This is a genomic window from Legionella massiliensis (assembly GCF_000756815.1).
Lineage (GTDB): Bacteria > Pseudomonadota > Gammaproteobacteria > Legionellales > Legionellaceae > Tatlockia > Tatlockia massiliensis.
On sequence record NZ_CCVW01000001.1, the window covers coordinates 584,061 to 600,133 of the forward strand.

Below are 16,073 nucleotides of genomic sequence, written 5' to 3' on the forward strand. Positions count from 1 at the left end.
CCCTATTCACAGAATAGTCTGTATTTAGCGCAACCTGCACTCAAATCCAAACTTTCACCAAGATTCAAACTTTCACCCTGAACGGATACATCCTAATAGGGGGGGCTGTCTTAGCACAATGCCGGTGATGTTACTAAACACATTATAAATAGTCAAACAGCAGCATTGGTGCGTCCTAATGGCATCAGAGTCATTTAGAAAAAGAGGTTAAAATCTTTTTCTTTAAAGGGGTTATATATTTTCCTTTTATTGGATCCATGCCTAATTTCATAATCATTTTTATGAAGCCAAATGATAGTTTTTTATTCCAATGTATCGAAGCGGATACGGATGTAATTAAAAGCGAAGATAAGTACCAAATGGGGTGCTTTTCTCTAACTATTTTGCTTTCAGTAACAGCATGCGCGTAATTAATTAGCCAAACAGGAGGTACCTGACCAAACTTTGTTTTAAACATTCCATTTATTTCAGCATGCACTTTGGTTCTTGAGCCCAGTGTTTTATTGTCCGCATATAATCTCGATCCTGCTAGTTTCTTTTCTAGGTAGGCAAACTTAACCCCTGCCTTGCCGAGCCTGAGCCAATACTCATAATCCATGCAGTAATTAAGTGAAGTATCAAGCAAGCCATATTTTTCTACTACTCTACGCCTGAAAAAAAGCGCGGGCTGGCAGATAATGCAAACAGATTTTAAGCGCTCAAGACTCCAAGGTTCTGTGGGGTAAGTTTCAAAGGCATGATCATCCAGATCAATATGATCCGCCATACCATAAACCACATCAATGTCAGGGTTTTCTGCAAAGAAATTAAGAACAGAGGCTATGGCTTCTGGATAGTAGATATCATCAGAATTTAACCAGCCGATAATCTCGCCACTTGTTGCAGCAATTCCTTTATTGACAGCATCGGTCTGCCCCTTATCTTTTTCTGAAACCCAGCTATGTAAGGAGCTAGCGTTTTTTAGAATTTCAACAGTATTATCGGTGCTGCCTCCATCGAAAACAACATGCTCAATTTCTCCCCCAGCTTGGTTGGCTACGCTTAAAATGGTGCGTTCAATAAATTGGCCTTGATTATAAGACGGAGTAATAATGCTGATTTTCATCTTGGCTGAAACCTCTAACTTAGTTCAATTGACTCGTGGTTGTCTCGTTTAATGCAACATCACCTGCTAGTTGAGTATCTTGTGATTTCTCTCGTATAGCGGTTTGAAAAAGCTCCCAATATTCTTGAGCCATGAGTTTTGAGTCGGAAAACAATTTCGCACGTTCCTTGCCTGTTACTATGAGTTTCTCTCTTAAGGCCTTATCAGTGGTTAATGTGACAAGTGCTTCTGCAATTTGAGTGGGAATGCGCGGGTTAAATAATAGGGCTGCATCTGCTGCAATTTCAGGTAGTGACGTGAGATTAGAGCAGGCAACAGGAGTTCCTGAGGCCATCGCTTCAATAACGGGGAGACCAAACCCTTCATAGAGAGAGGGAAATACAACGGCAGAGCTATGGGACATTAGTACTGCTAATTCATTATTGGTTAAAAATCCTGGAAAGATAATACGATCGCTAAGGTTCATACTTGCCGCCGCATTTTGCAACCAGGAATGTCTAAGGCCTTCGGCGCCGGTACAAACTAATTTGATATTTGCAGGCAGCTTATCTTTAGAGGCAATACCAAAAGCAGTAAGCAGCATCTCATGATTTTTATGCTTCCAAAAATTTGCAGGGTAGAGCAAATATTGTTCTGATGTTAGACCAAGACGATCCAGAATAGTCTGATCTTGCCCTTCATTAGGCAAAATGCGCTGAGCCATTTGTAAATAAATTGTACGTATTTTTTCTGGGTTAAGTTCGCCATACTTAATTGCAGATTGTCGAGAATATTCAGAAATTGCGGTCAGCATGGATGAGTTACGACAGGCATCAATAAAGGTTTGATGACGGTGTATTATCTCTTCTTGGCTAAAAAACTCGGGATAGGTTTTGTATTGCAGGTCATAAATCGTGCAAACAGTAGGCACGCCTGCCTCGAAATAAGTCGGTGCAGTAAAAGGACAAAAAAGCAGGTCGGCCTTGATTTCTTTTAAAACGGAATGGGCTTGTTTACGTTTTAACATCGTATAAAGTCGATAACCTAATCGTCCTAGTTTACGACCGATGTAAGGTAATTTTTGTAAACTTGACATCAGCTTATTAAATAAGGGGAGTGACTTTACTGAGTTACCTAAGACCATAATACATTTAATATTTTCACTCTCCATAGCCTTTAGTTCGCTATGGGATTTTTCCTGGGTTAAAAGGATAAATGAAGTTTTAGGTGCTAGCTGCGCAAGTTGCTTGAGTAATTCAAGAACAAAGATTTTTGCCCCACCATTCTCTCCGCCAGGAAGTACAGGAGTTAGGTCAACTGCTACCGTCTCTATGCGTTCTGCCATCAGTTTTTCCTTTGCAAAAGTTTGTTACGGATGATTCGGGGGGCGCGGTTTGATAAAAAATGAATAATTGCTTGAGCCCTGAAATGTAAGCGATTTAACTTAGTAGACTCTTTAATCTTTTGATTTATATTCATTTCCTGAGCTAGAAGCTCTAATTCTCTGGTTTCTTTATGACGCGCAATACGCTGTTCTTCGTTTTCATTAAGTAAGGCAGACAATCTCTTTATTTGGTTGAAGCGCTCCTGACGATCAGCTTCTAATTCGTTAAGGGTTTTTGTCATTTCTTCGATCTGTTGTGTACGTTTAAGGCGCTCTGTTTCGGACTCTTTGAGCATTGTTGTTAGGGCCTCGATTTGCCTGGTTTGTTCTTTTCGGTCAATTTCCCGGTCCTTCAGTATTTTGGCCAGGGTGTCGATTTGTTTTGCCTGATCGGTGGGTTCGGAGGCGAGTTTCTTAAAAGAATATGAAAAATCATTAAATCCCTTATCAAAGGTCAGTTGTCTGGCTTCAAATTCACAAAGCATTTTAGTTAAAACGTTTACCTCCTTGGTAAGATTCATAAGCTGCATATCATAAATTGATGATATCTTATCGAGACTAAGGCCATAGTCTATTTCAAAAGCAGCATTATTTGCCAGGAGGATATCCTCTTCTGCTTCTTTTTGAGCAACAACCGCGCAATCGGGGCTGACTCCCCTAAACACCTCAAGCAAACTAAGCTGAGTTGCACCGGCAAGCTCTTTGTTTTCCTGTAAGCGCAGTAACTTAGATTTACTGAATCCATAATATTCTGGTAGAAATCCTAATAATTGCGGAGGAATTGGATGTCTATGTGTCGGGTCTAGATAAAAATTCGCTGTACCTACAACGACATTTTCTGGATTTGGTGTTTCGATAATTAAAATACCACCTGGGCGTAATACACGTAAGGCTTCTTTTACTAGTATTTCTACATCTGCAAAAGGAATATGCTCAATAATATGAAAAGCAGAAATAATAACCTGGCTTTCATCGGCTAGCCCTTTCAGAAAAGTTATTGCTTCGCCAAGATGTACGTTTAAGCCTGCTTGTCTTGCGGGCTCAAGCATGTCTTCATTCGAATCTACGCCGCTGGCTGAAAAGCCATTTTCATTAAGTAGCTCTAACCATTCGCCCCGACCACAACCTAGATCAACTACATTAGCCTCAGGATAAAAGGCTAATAAAGGCTTTATAAAAGGCAAATAAACTTCCAGACGCGACTTGATAATTTGGCGTGGGCCTCGAAATTTTTCTTCAAATGCTCTGTAAAAATTTAGGTTCATTTTCTTCAACTTATATAATCTGGTCTTGTTTTGCCTGAAGAGTTTTATGTATCCAATTCTAATTCTGGTTGAATATCATAAATTCCACTCCAGCTAAAATGGCTGCCTTCGACAACCTCAAAAATCAAGAAGGATTGATCGAAAAATAAGGCTTGCTCAAATAATCCTCTGTCATAACCTTTGTTGGCTACTCCTACCATGAGTTCATAGGTGCCAGGGCCTAGCCGGCAGTGAAACTTGAAACGGACAGACAATTTTTCACCTGCTGAAACTGGGCGAGTTGGGTATTGCAAGGTGTAAGTATTGGCCTCATAGACCATAATACCAAGTTTTGTCCGAATACCAATTCCAATATGTGGGTCAACATAATCGTTATCGAATGCAGCTGTAACACGAATGGATATGTGATCTCCAGTGTGAATAATTTGGGTTTCACCAATAATTTCTACATTAACCCCGCCGATTGTTTTTGACGCAAGGACCGCTTTAGAGTCTCTGGTATCCAGCTGAGTAGTTGTTTCAGTGATCTGGGGTTGTACACTGGTTTTGGCTTCCATTCTTGATACTTGGTTTGCCATATAGAAATCCATTACGCTAGTTGCTTCTCCCATTTTAGCAATAGCCCCATTTGCAAGCATTATGCCCCGCTGGCAAAGGGCTCGAATCGTTTCTGGTGAATGAGAAACTAAAAGCAGCGATGTGCCTTCTTGCTGAAACTCCCTAATACGATTTATGCATTTATGTTGGAAATAACTGTCACCTACGGCAAGTGCTTCATCGACGATCAGGATATCAGGTCGAGAGGACGTGGCGACCGCAAAGGCGAGACGCATTTGCATTCCACTAGAATAGACGCGCATAGGTTCATCAAAATAAGAGCCAAGCTCAGCGAAGGTTTCAATATTAGCTATTAATTTATCAATTTCGTTGAGATTACAGCCCATTAACCCTGCAACATGACGAGCATTTTGTCGGCCGGTACGTTCTAAAGAGAACCCCATTCCTAGCTCAAGTATGGCGGCAATGCGGCCGTTTCGCTCAATAGTACCTTCTGTGGGTTGGAGGGTCCCTGTAATCATTTTAAGTAGGGTGCTCTTCCCTGCGCCATTTTGGCCAACCAGGCCAATAGCCTCTCCAGGTTGAACCTCAAAGTTAATTCCTCGTAAAACCCAATGTTCCTCTTGAGGTTTTACCGGAAGATTAAACCAGGATGCAAAGCGCAACCATTCAGAACGATAGGTCCGATATGATTTTCCAAGGTTATTTATTCGCAGTAAACTCATAATACATCAACCATTTCAGCGTTGGCACGACGAAATATAAACAGTCCTAGCAACATTAAGAGGGAACTAATTAGTATTGTTTCTAACAAACTGTAGATATTAGGAGTGATTCCATAGACAAAGACATCATGGTAAGCATTAATCAGGTTATAGACGGGATTAAAACTTAACCAATGCCGATAAGATTCCGGCAAAATATTTTCAGGATATATAATCGGGGTAAACCAAAACCAAAGCTGCATGACTATTGGAACTACTTGGGAAATATCGCGAACGAATACATTGAGCACCCCTAAAATCAAGCCGATGCCCAGGGCAAAGGTTAGAGTTATTAGAGTGAGCAAAGGTACAGTGACTAACATAGAAAATGAGGGTAGATGACCTAAGAAAAGAAAAATGACTAACATGCAAAATAGCAGTAGGAAATAATTGAGCAAACAGGCACCTATTACAATAGAGGGTAAGGTAATGCGAGGGAAGCTCATTTTTTTAATTAGATTACTTTGCTCTATAAACACGTTGGTACAACGAGTAATAATCTCCGAAAAAAGTGACCAGCATAAGATCCCGGCCATTAGGTAAATTGCATAACTGTATTTGGATTGGATGCCGGGGAGTTTGGTGCTTAATACATTAGTGAGGATCAGCGCGTAAATTAATACCTGGGTTAGCGGATTAATAATTAGCCATAAGGCACCAAGCTTACTCCGTGCAAAGCGATTAGCAAATTCATTACGAATAGAGCTTGTTATAAAATGGCGATACTTCCACAGGTTAGCTAACATATGTTAATACTCATATACATTCTTTTATTGGATTGCTTGAATTTGCCAAGGCTTTCCTTTTAGGCGATTGCAAGGCTTCTGCATAAAGCTGCAATAAAGCTAAGGCACTCTGCTTCCAATCAAAACGTTGTGCTTGTTTTTGGCTTTTCAAACGTAATTCGTCTCTTTGAGTTTTGTTCGAGGCTAGCTGCAACATCGCTTGTGTCCATGCCTCATCTTCTCCAGGAGAAAGCAATATTGCTGCGTCTCCTGCTACCTCAGGCAAAGAGGTGGAGGTAGAGGTTATAGTTGGAGCACCAAATTGCATTCCTTCCAAAACAGGTAAGCCAAAACCTTCAAATAAGGAGGGATAGAGATTTGCATAGCAATTTTGATAAAGCCAAATCAATTCTTCATCTGAAATATAGTCGGTGAATATCACATGAGACTGAATATTTAAATCTTGAATATATTTTTGGAAGTCATCCATCAGCCATCCTTTGCCGCCAGCGAAGACAAGGGGCATAGGGTCGCCATTTAACTTAAGATAGTTCGCATAGGCTTTAACAAGACTGCGCTGATTTTTTCTTGGTTCAATTGTTCCCACACTGAGCCAAAAACGTTCGGGTTTTATGTCTTTAAGCACTTTAGGCTGAGTGCTCTCTAATTGTGTATCGACAAAACGCGAGCAAGGATAGATAACTCGAACCCGATCTTGCGGAAAATGTGGAAACATCTCTAAATAATGATCGCGAGATGCTTCTGAAATGGCAACGATCCAGTCTGCCGCAATCGATGAGCGAAATACACCTTCAAAGCAGCCAAGGCGATTAGCCTCAGTAGTCCATCGAGGATCGACAGCAAAGCCCATATCGTAAAAGGTATAAATTAATCTGCTTGTGTTTAATTGGATAGGACACCAGAAATTGTTCGAATGAATAACATCAGGTGCATTTAGCAGCGTTTCAATGTCTGATTTTGTCCAAAACGCAGACGCTAGTTCGCGAGTAAGATGCCGGGGCCCATAATGACCACTTTTATAATGATTATGCATAGGCATTCTTGGGTCAAAATAGAAGTCACCGAAACTCGGATACAATGAATAACGATGGTTTGGGGCTAGTTCCAACATGGACTGAATTAGCGCATGAGCAAAATATCCACAGCCAGCTTTACCAAAACCTGTCTGGGAAATATCGAAGCCAATATGCATTGCGTTGCTGGTAAGCATAGATTGTGAATCCTTATTTCCTCTGGAGATATTCTATTGATTAACTTTGCATTTATCTAAGCAAAGTTTTTAAGTCGAGTAGGTTATAAATAGCAAAAGCGATATTTTCTCCTTAAACGCATTATAAAATCAAGTGCAGCTGCGATTAAGAGCACTGAAATTGACTTTTTTTAGTAAAAAAAGTAATCTGGCCGCCGTTTTAATAGAGTTAATAACTCTTCAAATCATTTCGACAATAGCGGCCTCAATTCACTGCTTTTCCCTTTTTCTAATCGTAAAAAAACAGTGAGATATGAGCTTATGGGGATATTGAATGCGTAGCGCGTTGATCACTGGAATTACAGGCCAAGACGGATATTTTCTGGCAGAGTTGCTGCAAGAGAAAGGATATAAGGTCTTTGGATTTGCTCGCAGCAATAGCCGTTTAGCAGAAACATCGCCACTGGCAAAAGTTGATATGTATTATGGTGATATTGCCAGTGAGGCTGATATATCCAGAGCTATTCAAGAGTTGAGGCCTGATGAGATCTACAATCTTGCTTCGCAATCTAGGCCAGGCGAGTCTTGGAACCAGGCTTCAAACACTTTATGCATCAATGGATTAGGTGCTGTCCGTTTATTTGAGGCAGTAAAGGCTCTATGCCCAGAGACTAAGGTTTATCATGCCTCTTCTTCAGAAATGTTTGGTCAGACCAGGGTTAGTCCGCAAAATGAAGAAACACCCTTTAATCCCACAAATCCCTATGCAGCATCGAAGGTTTATGCACATCAGATGGTGAAGATCTATCGTGAAAGCTATGGGCTATTTATCGCAAGCGGTATTTTATTTAATCATGAAAGCGAGCGCCGTCCTCTACATTTTGTTACTCAGAAAATTGCCTACGGAGCTGCTTGTGCGGCACTTGGGATTTTAAATTCTCCAGATAAAAATGAAAGAGGGCTACCAATAGTCTCTCAGGGAAAGCTTGCCTTAGGTAATTTTGAAATAGCTAGAGACTGGGGTTATGCCCCTGATTATGTGCGTGCAATGTGGTTAATGTTACAACAAAAAGAACCGCATGATTTTGTTATCGGGACTGGAAAATTACACACCCTGCGTGAGCTATGTGAGCTTGCTTACAGTTATGTTGATCAAGATTGGCAAGAACATGTTATCAGTGACCCTGCTTTAGTTCGCCCTCTTGAGACAACACAAACAGTCGCTGATATTTCAAAGGCGCGCCGTGTTCTTGGTTGGAAGCCGTCTGTTGATTTTGAAGGAATGATACATAAGATGGTACAGGCTCAGATTCATCAGTTATCGTAAGCCAGCAGCTAACGTCAGTAAGCGCCACAGTGCTAGGTTTCGAGACGGCCTAAAGGCCTCCTCAGCCCGAACGGTTTTAATATAGCGTCCTTATCCATAACTGACGTTAATTTAACAATCTTCCTTTTTGCTGTTACCTCGGGGGATTGTTAGGGCTGACAAAAGAATCCCAAGTTCATAAAGAAGGCATAGCGGTATTGCTAGCATAATTTGGGATAGCACATCGGGAGGGGTTAATAGCATCCCTAGAATAAAGGCTATGACGATGGCATAGGGTCTGAATTTCTTCAAAGTCTGTAAATCAAGCCAATCTAAGCGAACTAATACCATGCAGAGAATGGGTATTTGAAAACATAGCCCGAATAACAGCAACATGTGAGTGATGAAGTCCAAGGTATAGGTGATATCCGGCATAAACCTCACACCTGTAGGCACGGTCTTGCTAAAAAATTGAAACATGAATGGCAGGATTAAATAGAAACAGAATAAAACACCACCACAAAACAATAAGGCACTTGCAATAATTAAGGTTTTTAAATGAACCCGTTCCTGTCTATACAGTCCTGGGGCTATAAATCGCCATAGCTGCAGCAAGGCGAAGGGTGTGGAACAAAGCATTGCGGTATTGGACGCTAATTGCATAGGGGTCAGTAGAGGCGAAGTAATTTGCGTCGCAATCAAAGAGTTTTCTCCTGGCAAAACTTGTATTAAAGGCTTTGCCAAAATATGGAACAGCTCATTTGCGTAGAAAAAGAACAATAAAAAAAGAGATAAAAAACACACCATAACTTGCAGAGCTCGCCTGCGCAGTTCTAGCAAGTGGCTTAACATGTTTATTTTTCTCTCAATATAATAACAGTCAGCTAAGCTAACATGCTTTTCTAGTAGGATGCTATAGCAGAGAGGATGGTATGTCTTGCTGCAGTTCTGTCTACTATGTGGATGCCTCTTGAGGAACTTTAGGCTTCTTAATCTAAGTTAAGCATGCTCACCATACCTACAATCTGGCTTCCCGATTCGCTAATGTTAGCTGAGCAAGAAATACCATCTATGTATTCAAAATAAGCTATATGTTGAACTATAGCAATGTTTGTATTGTTAAGATTAAGAAAATATCTGTATACCCAAGAAACTTCAAAAAATAGCATTTTGAAGTTTCTTGGGTATATAATGGCGGCCACAATCAAAGCAGTAGTTATTCTGTTTGCTTTACGACTACAATAATGACTATTACAAACCCCTCCTTCTTGCCTTTAACATCTCCTTTAGTTCTTCTGGTTGAAGACAATACAGTTGCTTTAAAACTAGTTGAGACAATTGTTGCTCAAACAGGCTGTCGTTTTGTATCTGTAACCGATGGTGAGAGTGCTTTGGAGTTGGCAAAAAGTGTTGATTTTGAATTGATAATTACGGATTTGGGACTTCCGGGTATCTCTGGTGCAGAGTTGGCCAGTCAAATTCGCGAGAGAGAGAAGGCCCTAAATTTAGAACAAGTTCCAATTATAGGGTTGACTGCGCAGAAGTTAAACGAATCTGAAAGTAAATGTTTGCAAGCAGGAATGAATAAGGTCTTAAATAAACCACTTTACTTAAATGAAATGCATGAGTTAATTTTTCAGTTTGTTAGTCAGGACTTTGCAGATCATAGAAGGGATTTTTGCTAAAAATTTAACAGCCAATATGAAACCCTGTTTGCAAGAAAAGCGAGCGCTTTTTATAACAAAAACGAAGCCATTTTTTGCGATTTGGTTGGAAAAAAAACAGAATGGAACGCTTAAAGAAGAAATAACATAAAATGTTAGGAACCAAGATAGAAAATCATTAAAATTTTCTAAATTATTTCTAATGTTTCATATCAAATGTGTTACAATGAAATGTTTGGAACAATTAAAAGCCGGCTTTGTTTTTAGGTGAAATCCTGTGAGTCATCGTCCCCGTAAGCGTTTTGGTCAGAATTTTCTACAAAACCAACATACTATTGCTCAAATTCTTAGTGCTTTACATCTGCAAAAAGATGACAAAGTAATTGAAATTGGCCCCGGATTAGGCGCGTTAACGCAGCCTTTATTAAAATATTTGGACAAACTTATTGCCATTGAGATTGATACGGATTTACAAGCCCATCTCAGCTCATTAGCTATTGCCCAGAATAAATTGGATTTAATCCCCGCGGATGCATTGACTGTTGACTATAGTCAGTGGGGTTCTGGCCTGCGTGTCGTTGGCAATTTACCCTACAATATTTCAACGCCTTTGTTGCTTCATTTATTGGATTACGTGGCATCTATAAATGATATGCATTTTATGTTGCAGAAAGAGGTTGTAGAACGCCTGGCGGCTCAGCCTGGCACAAAGGACTATGGCCGGTTAACTGTGATAGTACAGTACCATTGTGAAGTTGAATCTTTATTTGAGGTTCCGCCGGAGGCTTTTCATCCTAAACCTAAGGTAGATTCTGCTGTGGTACGTCTTATACCTCATCAGGCTTCACCCTACCCTGTCGTCGAAGTTTCAGCACTTGAAAAATTGGTTGCAAAAGCTTTTTCTATGAGGCGAAAAACGCTTGCAAATAATTTAAAGCCTGTGCTTAGTGCAACACAATTAAGTGATTTAGGTATTGATCCGCTTGCAAGACCGGAGCAGATCTCAGTTAGGGACTATGTACAAATAACAAAATTTATCACTGCTTAGTGTAAAATTAATAGTAACCACTTGGTTTGGGAGGTTGATTTTGTTTCATCGTTATGGAAAAAAACCGAAGTCGTCGCAGACTAAACCACTAAATGAGCTAACTCGCGTTATTCCCGCGGCTCTGATGTTAGCCGAAGATAAACGTGAGGTTTTACTGCGCCAGATAAAAAACACCTGTGCCTTGGATGAGCCACGGTTTGATAGCCTTTGCCTCAGTCTAATGCATAATTTTATCAATCACTGCCAAAGCCTGCCGGAAACGTCAACAAGCTATTATTCACAACAGGGCGGCTTGGTAGATCATGCCTTAAATCGTACAGAGGCAGCGTTAAACCTCTTTCAACAATATCTGGTATTAGATACAAAAGCAGATTTGTCGGAAGAACAGAAACTGTGGCAGTATGCGCTCTTTTCTGCGGCAATCTTACAAGGTATTGGCAAGCTGCAAATTGATTATCGGGTTGAGCTTTATGATAACAATGGTCAGTTTTTAAAGCAGTGGAATCCTTTGTTAGAAAGCCTAGCTACAGTTGGCAGCTATTACAGTTATGAATTTCTCGGTGATTCTGATGAAGAATTCCGACGCCGCCTCAATTTACTACTTGCTCGACTATTAATGCCGGCAAGCGGTTTTGCCTGGATCGTTTCAAATCCTCAAGTATTAGCTGTATGGCTCGCGCTTCTTAATGAAGATGAATACTCGGCAGGAACCTTAGGCGCTATTTTGATTCGAGCTAATGCTATCGCGATTCAACGTGATTTCAATCAAATAATGCTGAGATCTTACGGTTCTCGTGGTGGCCGTGGTCGTTATGGCCGAGTGAGCACTTTTACTGGCGGTATTCCTGCTGAGTCAGTTGCGGAAATTGAACAGCAACTGGGTATAGAATTTATCCAATGGCTAACCAAAGCCCTTGATGCTGGTAAAGTAATGGTCAACAAATCGCCCTTATTCATGGTTCCCGGTGGCTTATTGATGACTCCAGAAATGTTCCATTTATTTGTGCGTGAGCATCCGGAATATAAAAACTGGCAGGCAGTACAAAACGGCTTTTTATCTTTGGGTATGCATAGTTTGGGGGTTGATGGCAGCATCAATTCACGCTTCGAACAGAGTTCTAATCATCAAATGGTTACGGGTATTGTTCTTTCTGACTATGCGGTTGCCCTACCCGCCGAAGTGCAATTAAATAATTTACACACTGGTAAAGCCTCAGCTATGTCGGCAACGGAACTTATCCACCGCGTAAAAGATAGTGGCAATCATTTTGTTAGCCAACATGCGGTGAATCCTGTCAACCCTCTATTGCACTTGAATACCTCCGGACAATGGCAGGCAGAAACTGCCGTCGCGCACAATGTTTCCTTGCGCGCAGGGGTAACGGCCGGTGCCTGATTTTGCTATTGGCGATGTACAGGGCTGTTATGAACCCTTACAGCGCCTACTTGAGCAGATTAATTTCAATGAGAAGGCCGATAGGCTATGGTTTGTTGGTGATTTAGTTAATCGAGGGCCGCAGTCCTTAGCTGTTTTACGGTTTATTAAAAATCTACCAATTCCCGCAAGGATTACCTTAGGAAATCATGACTTGCACTTATTGGCCAAGCTTTTTTTGCAAGATTCAAGAAAGAATCATGATGATACCTTGCATGAGATTTTAATCGCAGATGATGCTGAGGAACTGGGGCATTGGCTGCGTAGGCAAAATATTTTATACCATGATCCGGCCCTCAATATCCTGATGTGTCATGCTGGTATTGCCCCAACTTGGGATCTGAATTTAGCTAAAGCCTGTGCGCATGAATTAGAGACTGTATTGGCAAGTGATGATTTTTGCGATTTTTTAAGCCAAATGTATGGCAATGAACCCGATCTTTGGTCTTCAGAACTAACAGGTATAGCCAGATTAAGAGTAATTACTAATTATTTTACTCGTATGCGCTTTTGCGATAAGCAGGGGCGTCTGGTTTTAAGTTATAAGGGAACTCTCGCTGATGCGCCTGCAAACCTTGTTCCTTGGTATGCTGTGCCAAATCGTGTATCCATCGAGACTGATATTGTCTTCGGCCATTGGGCCGCTTTACAAGGTTATTCGCCTGATCCCAAAATTTTTGCTATCGACACAGGTTGTTTATGGGGAGGGCAGCTTACTGCACTTCGCTTAGATGATAGGCAACGCTTTTCTGTTCCCGGTGTTTTGTAGGTGGCAAACGCCACCAATTAACCCTCAATGACTAAAAATAAATCATATGATATACTCCCCGAGCCGTGGCATCCTACGGATTATATTGGAGATTTTGAATGAAAATTAGTCATTTTGCGCTTATATCAGCAACATTGAGTGGAAGTCTATTTGCCCAAGATATTAAAATTGTGGGAACAATCACACAACCGATAAAACCATCTCCCTCTGTTTTATCTGCAACAAAGACTGGAGCACCCAAACAAATCAAGTTATTAAAAGTTGAACTGTCCGCAGAGGCTAAAGAAAGTCTGGCAAACAAAGCAAAAATGGCCTTGGCTCATACCCAACAATTTGCCGCAAACCCTTCAAACTCCAAATATCCTAGCCAAGTTGAATTAGGCATGAATGATGTGCCTGTATTAAACCAAGGAATGTATGGTACCTGCGTAACCTTCGCAGTGACTGCTGCTATCGACGCAGTTTTAAAGAAGGGCGATTATTTAAGTCAACTTTGCCAATTGCAACTTGGTAATTATCTTGAAAAGAATGCCTATTCTATTAGTGGTTGGGAGGGCTCTTACGGGCGAGTCGTTCTTAGTCAAATGGATACCTTTGGTATTGTGCCTAAATCGCAAGAACAGATAGAAGGTTGTGGAGGTTTAAGCCGCTATCCAGCAGATGGTATGGCTGATCCTGATGGGGCTATGAGTGTCAGAGAGTATCATCAATTAAGCGAAAGCGTTGCTGATCAAGTGGCTTGGTCTCCTATTTTAGATATCTTTCAAACCCTGGCTGACCGCGTAGATACCAATAAAACCTTAAATGAAGTAAAAGCATCATTAGTTGCTGGTGATCGTGTCACTTTTGCAGTCTTACTACTTGATTTTGATTTAGGTTTAGTGGGGGCTGTTGGTAAAAATCATGCTGAAAATGATACCTGGGTGTTAACACCAGAAATTGCTAGAGATGTCTATCTAAACCCCAATTTTGGTGGTCATGAAATGGTTATTACTGGCTATGATGACAACGCAATTGCTGTTGACGATCAGGGACGAGAATATCGTGGACTGTTGACCCTGCGCAATTCATGGGGTGATAAAGTTGGAGACAAAGGAGACTTTTATATGTCCTATGATTATTTCAAACTACTAGTCACCGAAGCCCAACGTATTCGTGATGTTAGCTATAGTGATGACTAAGATACAAGAATCTCGGTCCGTCTGGATAATGGCGGGCTAATCTCCTTAATTTGACGTAGTAGATCACTCCGTACCCAGGAAAGCCCACTTTGGGCCTATCTCGAGAGAAAAACGGGATTAAAAATTAAACTTTCTCCAAGATTTTTACATCCCACGTGACCTATTACAATTTGACAAATCGGCAAGTGCTGACTAATCTTTGATTGTGCAGTGCAGCATTTGGAGGTTTATATGCAAACCACTAACATTGAGCAATTGGAAAATACTCTTAATTCTATTCAACAGCCTGTTAAAGAGGTTGTTGCCTTAAATATTAGAGTTCTACAAAATCTTTCTTATCCCAATGTCGAAGAGCTAGCAAAAATTCGCCGCCCGGAAGATATTTTGGAGAAAAATCTGGATGCTTTGCTCCATAATGGCCATACCGTATTGGATTATATGCAACAGGCTTTTAATATTTATGAGCGACAGGTGTTATCAGTCACAGATAATTTAAGAGCAAATACGGAGCAAATTCTTAACGAAGCAAAGTTGGCTTTCAATGAAAATATGTTAAACCATCCAGATACTCGTTAGGCCTTTATTGCCAAAAACACCGCATATTGAACCCTGTTTTGGTGAAACGCTTCGCGCATCATTTTTGTTTGTCTGGCAAAGCGAAAACCCCGCCAACCACCCATTCGAAGAAGTTGCAGGAATGAATAAGAACTGAGACGGGATAATCCTATATCCCAGCTCCGTTCTACATTGCTAGTCCAATCTAGTGTTTCCTTTATAGAAAACTGCTGTTTAGCCAATAAATTTTGATAATGATTTATGGTTGGCATATAGGGCAGGTCAAAGGCTAAGCAGAGTTTTTGATATTTTCTAGCGAGTTTATCGTTATATTCTTCTTGATCTGAACACCAGGTCGCTAAAATCAACTTTCCTCCTGGTTTTAGGACACGGAAAGCTTGCTGAATAAACAGGGACTTATCATGAAATTGTTCACAGCTTTCGAGCGACCAAATACAATCAAACGAATGATCATCCAGACTATCTAAGGTTAAAGCGTCTTCAATTTTAAAACTAACGTTTTTGATATTTTTCTCTTGTGCTTGCTGGCTTGCAAGGGCTACTTGTTTGGGGCTAAGAGTAATTCCTGTCATTATCGCTTGATAATTTTCGGCTAGATAAAGACTGCTGCCGCCCATGCCGCAACCTACATCGAGAATTTTTTCCTCTGGTGCAATTTGCAAAAGAGTGGCCAGTTTATCGATTAATAGCTCCTGGGCTGCGAGAGGCTCTACTGCATGGTCGTCTTCATAATATCCGTGATGAATATGAGGTCCCCAGATTTCACGCCATCCCTCAGAAATTTGATCCCAGAACCTAGCAATTTTACGAGTAATCTTATCGCGATGTAGGATGATTGGTTGTGCGGTGCTAATTTTCATGAGAGGTTTTCCTTTACCGAACTGACATTACCTAAACAAGTTACTCGAGTTTATCCAAGTATTGCCGGAAATCAAAATTTGCCGGCAAACAAGTGTGGATTCTTGCTTGATCACAATTAACCTGACTGGGATTAACTATTTTAGTGAATATATTTTGCAAGACTTGTTTAAAAAAATAATGCCATTTGCCAATGTTATTCAGATCAAAAATAGGCATGGAATTTGCTTTGCAATTCGGCTTTGT

General features: G+C 40.7%; 15 protein-coding genes. 7 read left to right on the top strand and 8 right to left on the bottom strand.

What is annotated here, in order from left to right; genetic code table 11:
* Window positions 1-190: 190 nt before the first annotated feature.
* Genes BN1094_RS02495 through BN1094_RS02520 form a run of 6 tightly spaced genes read right to left on the bottom strand, consistent with a single transcriptional unit; the run spans window position 191 to window position 7,011 of the window.
* Window positions 191-1,105, bottom strand: a complete 915-nt coding sequence (locus BN1094_RS02495; RefSeq protein WP_043872819.1) for a glycosyltransferase family 2 protein — start codon at window positions 1,103-1,105, stop codon at window positions 191-193.
* A 19-nt stretch (window positions 1,106-1,124) separates the two neighbouring features.
* Window positions 1,125-2,429, bottom strand: coding sequence for a glycosyltransferase family 4 protein (locus tag BN1094_RS02500; RefSeq protein ID WP_081934945.1), 1,305 nt, complete (start codon window positions 2,427-2,429; stop codon window positions 1,125-1,127).
* Window positions 2,429-3,733, bottom strand: coding sequence for a class I SAM-dependent methyltransferase (locus tag BN1094_RS19135; protein ID WP_081934947.1), 1,305 nt, complete (start codon window positions 3,731-3,733; stop codon window positions 2,429-2,431). The genes BN1094_RS02500 and BN1094_RS19135 overlap by 1 nt, the downstream gene beginning before the upstream one ends.
* Before the next feature lie 44 nt (window positions 3,734-3,777).
* Window positions 3,778-5,016, bottom strand: a complete 1,239-nt coding sequence (locus tag BN1094_RS02510; RefSeq protein WP_043872820.1) for an ABC transporter ATP-binding protein — start codon at window positions 5,014-5,016, stop codon at window positions 3,778-3,780.
* On the bottom strand, window positions 5,013-5,801 hold the full coding sequence (locus BN1094_RS02515; protein ID WP_043872821.1) for an ABC transporter permease: 789 nt from the start codon (window positions 5,799-5,801) through the stop codon (window positions 5,013-5,015). The genes BN1094_RS02510 and BN1094_RS02515 overlap by 4 nt, the downstream gene beginning before the upstream one ends.
* A gap of 10 nt (window positions 5,802-5,811) precedes the next feature.
* Complete coding sequence (locus tag BN1094_RS02520; protein WP_218054597.1) at window positions 5,812-7,011, bottom strand: glycosyltransferase family 4 protein; 1,200 nt, start codon at window positions 7,009-7,011, stop codon at window positions 5,812-5,814.
* Window positions 7,012-7,324: 313 nt separating this feature from the next.
* Here BN1094_RS02520 and BN1094_RS02525 point away from each other — a divergent pair, with 313 nt between their 5' ends.
* Window positions 7,325-8,317 carry a GDP-mannose 4,6-dehydratase gene (locus BN1094_RS02525; RefSeq protein ID WP_043872822.1) on the top strand — a complete coding sequence of 331 codons (993 nt, stop codon included), beginning with the start codon at window positions 7,325-7,327 and terminating at the stop codon, window positions 8,315-8,317.
* Between the two features lie 111 nt (window positions 8,318-8,428).
* Here BN1094_RS02525 and tatC read toward each other — a convergent pair whose 3' ends face one another.
* A complete protein-coding gene (tatC, locus tag BN1094_RS02530) occupies window positions 8,429-9,148 on the bottom strand; it encodes a twin-arginine translocase subunit TatC (protein ID WP_043872823.1) in 720 nt (239 codons plus the stop codon).
* A 392-nt stretch (window positions 9,149-9,540) separates the two neighbouring features.
* Between tatC and BN1094_RS02535 the strand changes: the two genes are divergently transcribed.
* The 6 genes from BN1094_RS02535 to BN1094_RS02560 all read left to right on the top strand — a co-directional run bounded on the left by BN1094_RS02535 (window position 9,541) and on the right by BN1094_RS02560 (window position 14,969).
* Window positions 9,541-9,981, top strand: a complete 441-nt coding sequence (locus BN1094_RS02535; RefSeq protein ID WP_043872824.1) for a response regulator — start codon at window positions 9,541-9,543, stop codon at window positions 9,979-9,981.
* Between the two features lie 256 nt (window positions 9,982-10,237).
* Window positions 10,238-11,008, top strand: coding sequence for a 16S rRNA (adenine(1518)-N(6)/adenine(1519)-N(6))-dimethyltransferase RsmA (rsmA, locus tag BN1094_RS02540; RefSeq protein ID WP_043872825.1), 771 nt, complete (start codon window positions 10,238-10,240; stop codon window positions 11,006-11,008).
* A gap of 40 nt (window positions 11,009-11,048) precedes the next feature.
* Entirely contained in the window at window positions 11,049-12,404 is a 1,356-nt protein-coding gene (locus BN1094_RS02545) for a TraI domain-containing protein (protein WP_043872826.1), read from the top strand.
* Entirely contained in the window at window positions 12,397-13,212 is an 816-nt protein-coding gene (locus BN1094_RS02550; protein WP_043872827.1) for a symmetrical bis(5'-nucleosyl)-tetraphosphatase, read from the top strand. Before BN1094_RS02545 ends, BN1094_RS02550 begins: the two co-directional genes overlap by 8 nt.
* A gap of 98 nt (window positions 13,213-13,310) precedes the next feature.
* Window positions 13,311-14,393, top strand: a complete 1,083-nt coding sequence (locus BN1094_RS02555) for a C1 family peptidase (protein WP_043872828.1) — start codon at window positions 13,311-13,313, stop codon at window positions 14,391-14,393.
* A gap of 231 nt (window positions 14,394-14,624) precedes the next feature.
* Window positions 14,625-14,969: a hypothetical protein gene (locus tag BN1094_RS02560; RefSeq protein WP_043872829.1), complete on the top strand. Its 345-nt coding sequence runs from the start codon at window positions 14,625-14,627 to the stop codon at window positions 14,967-14,969.
* Here BN1094_RS02560 and BN1094_RS02565 read toward each other — a convergent pair.
* Window positions 14,966-15,829, bottom strand: coding sequence for a methyltransferase domain-containing protein (locus BN1094_RS02565; protein WP_052403093.1), 864 nt, complete (start codon window positions 15,827-15,829; stop codon window positions 14,966-14,968). The two genes, BN1094_RS02560 and BN1094_RS02565, sit on opposite strands and share 4 nt — an antisense overlap.
* Between the last annotated feature and the right edge of the window lie 244 nt (window positions 15,830-16,073).

What these genes read in the sequence shown, in the direction of transcription:
- BN1094_RS02495 (WP_043872819.1), bottom strand. Translation starts at nt 1,105, where the DNA reads ATGAAAATCAGCATTATTACTCCGTCTTATAATCAAGGCCAATTTATT.
- BN1094_RS02500 (WP_081934945.1), bottom strand. Translation starts at nt 2,429, where the DNA reads ATGGCAGAACGCATAGAGACGGTAGCAGTTGACCTAACTCCTGTACTT.
- BN1094_RS19135 (WP_081934947.1), bottom strand. Translation starts at nt 3,733, where the DNA reads ATGAACCTAAATTTTTACAGAGCATTTGAAGAAAAATTTCGAGGCCCA.
- BN1094_RS02510 (WP_043872820.1), bottom strand. Translation starts at nt 5,016, where the DNA reads ATGAGTTTACTGCGAATAAATAACCTTGGAAAATCATATCGGACCTAT.
- BN1094_RS02515 (WP_043872821.1), bottom strand. Translation starts at nt 5,801, where the DNA reads ATGTTAGCTAACCTGTGGAAGTATCGCCATTTTATAACAAGCTCTATT.
- BN1094_RS02520 (WP_218054597.1), bottom strand. Translation starts at nt 7,011, where the DNA reads ATGCTTACCAGCAACGCAATGCATATTGGCTTCGATATTTCCCAGACA.
- BN1094_RS02525 (WP_043872822.1), top strand. Translation starts at nt 7,325, where the DNA reads ATGCGTAGCGCGTTGATCACTGGAATTACAGGCCAAGACGGATATTTT.
- tatC (WP_043872823.1), bottom strand. Translation starts at nt 9,148, where the DNA reads ATGTTAAGCCACTTGCTAGAACTGCGCAGGCGAGCTCTGCAAGTTATG.
- BN1094_RS02535 (WP_043872824.1), top strand. Translation starts at nt 9,541, where the DNA reads ATGACTATTACAAACCCCTCCTTCTTGCCTTTAACATCTCCTTTAGTT.
- BN1094_RS02555 (WP_043872828.1), top strand. Translation starts at nt 13,311, where the DNA reads ATGAAAATTAGTCATTTTGCGCTTATATCAGCAACATTGAGTGGAAGT.
- BN1094_RS02560 (WP_043872829.1), top strand. Translation starts at nt 14,625, where the DNA reads ATGCAAACCACTAACATTGAGCAATTGGAAAATACTCTTAATTCTATT.
- BN1094_RS02565 (WP_052403093.1), bottom strand. Translation starts at nt 15,829, where the DNA reads ATGAAAATTAGCACCGCACAACCAATCATCCTACATCGCGATAAGATT.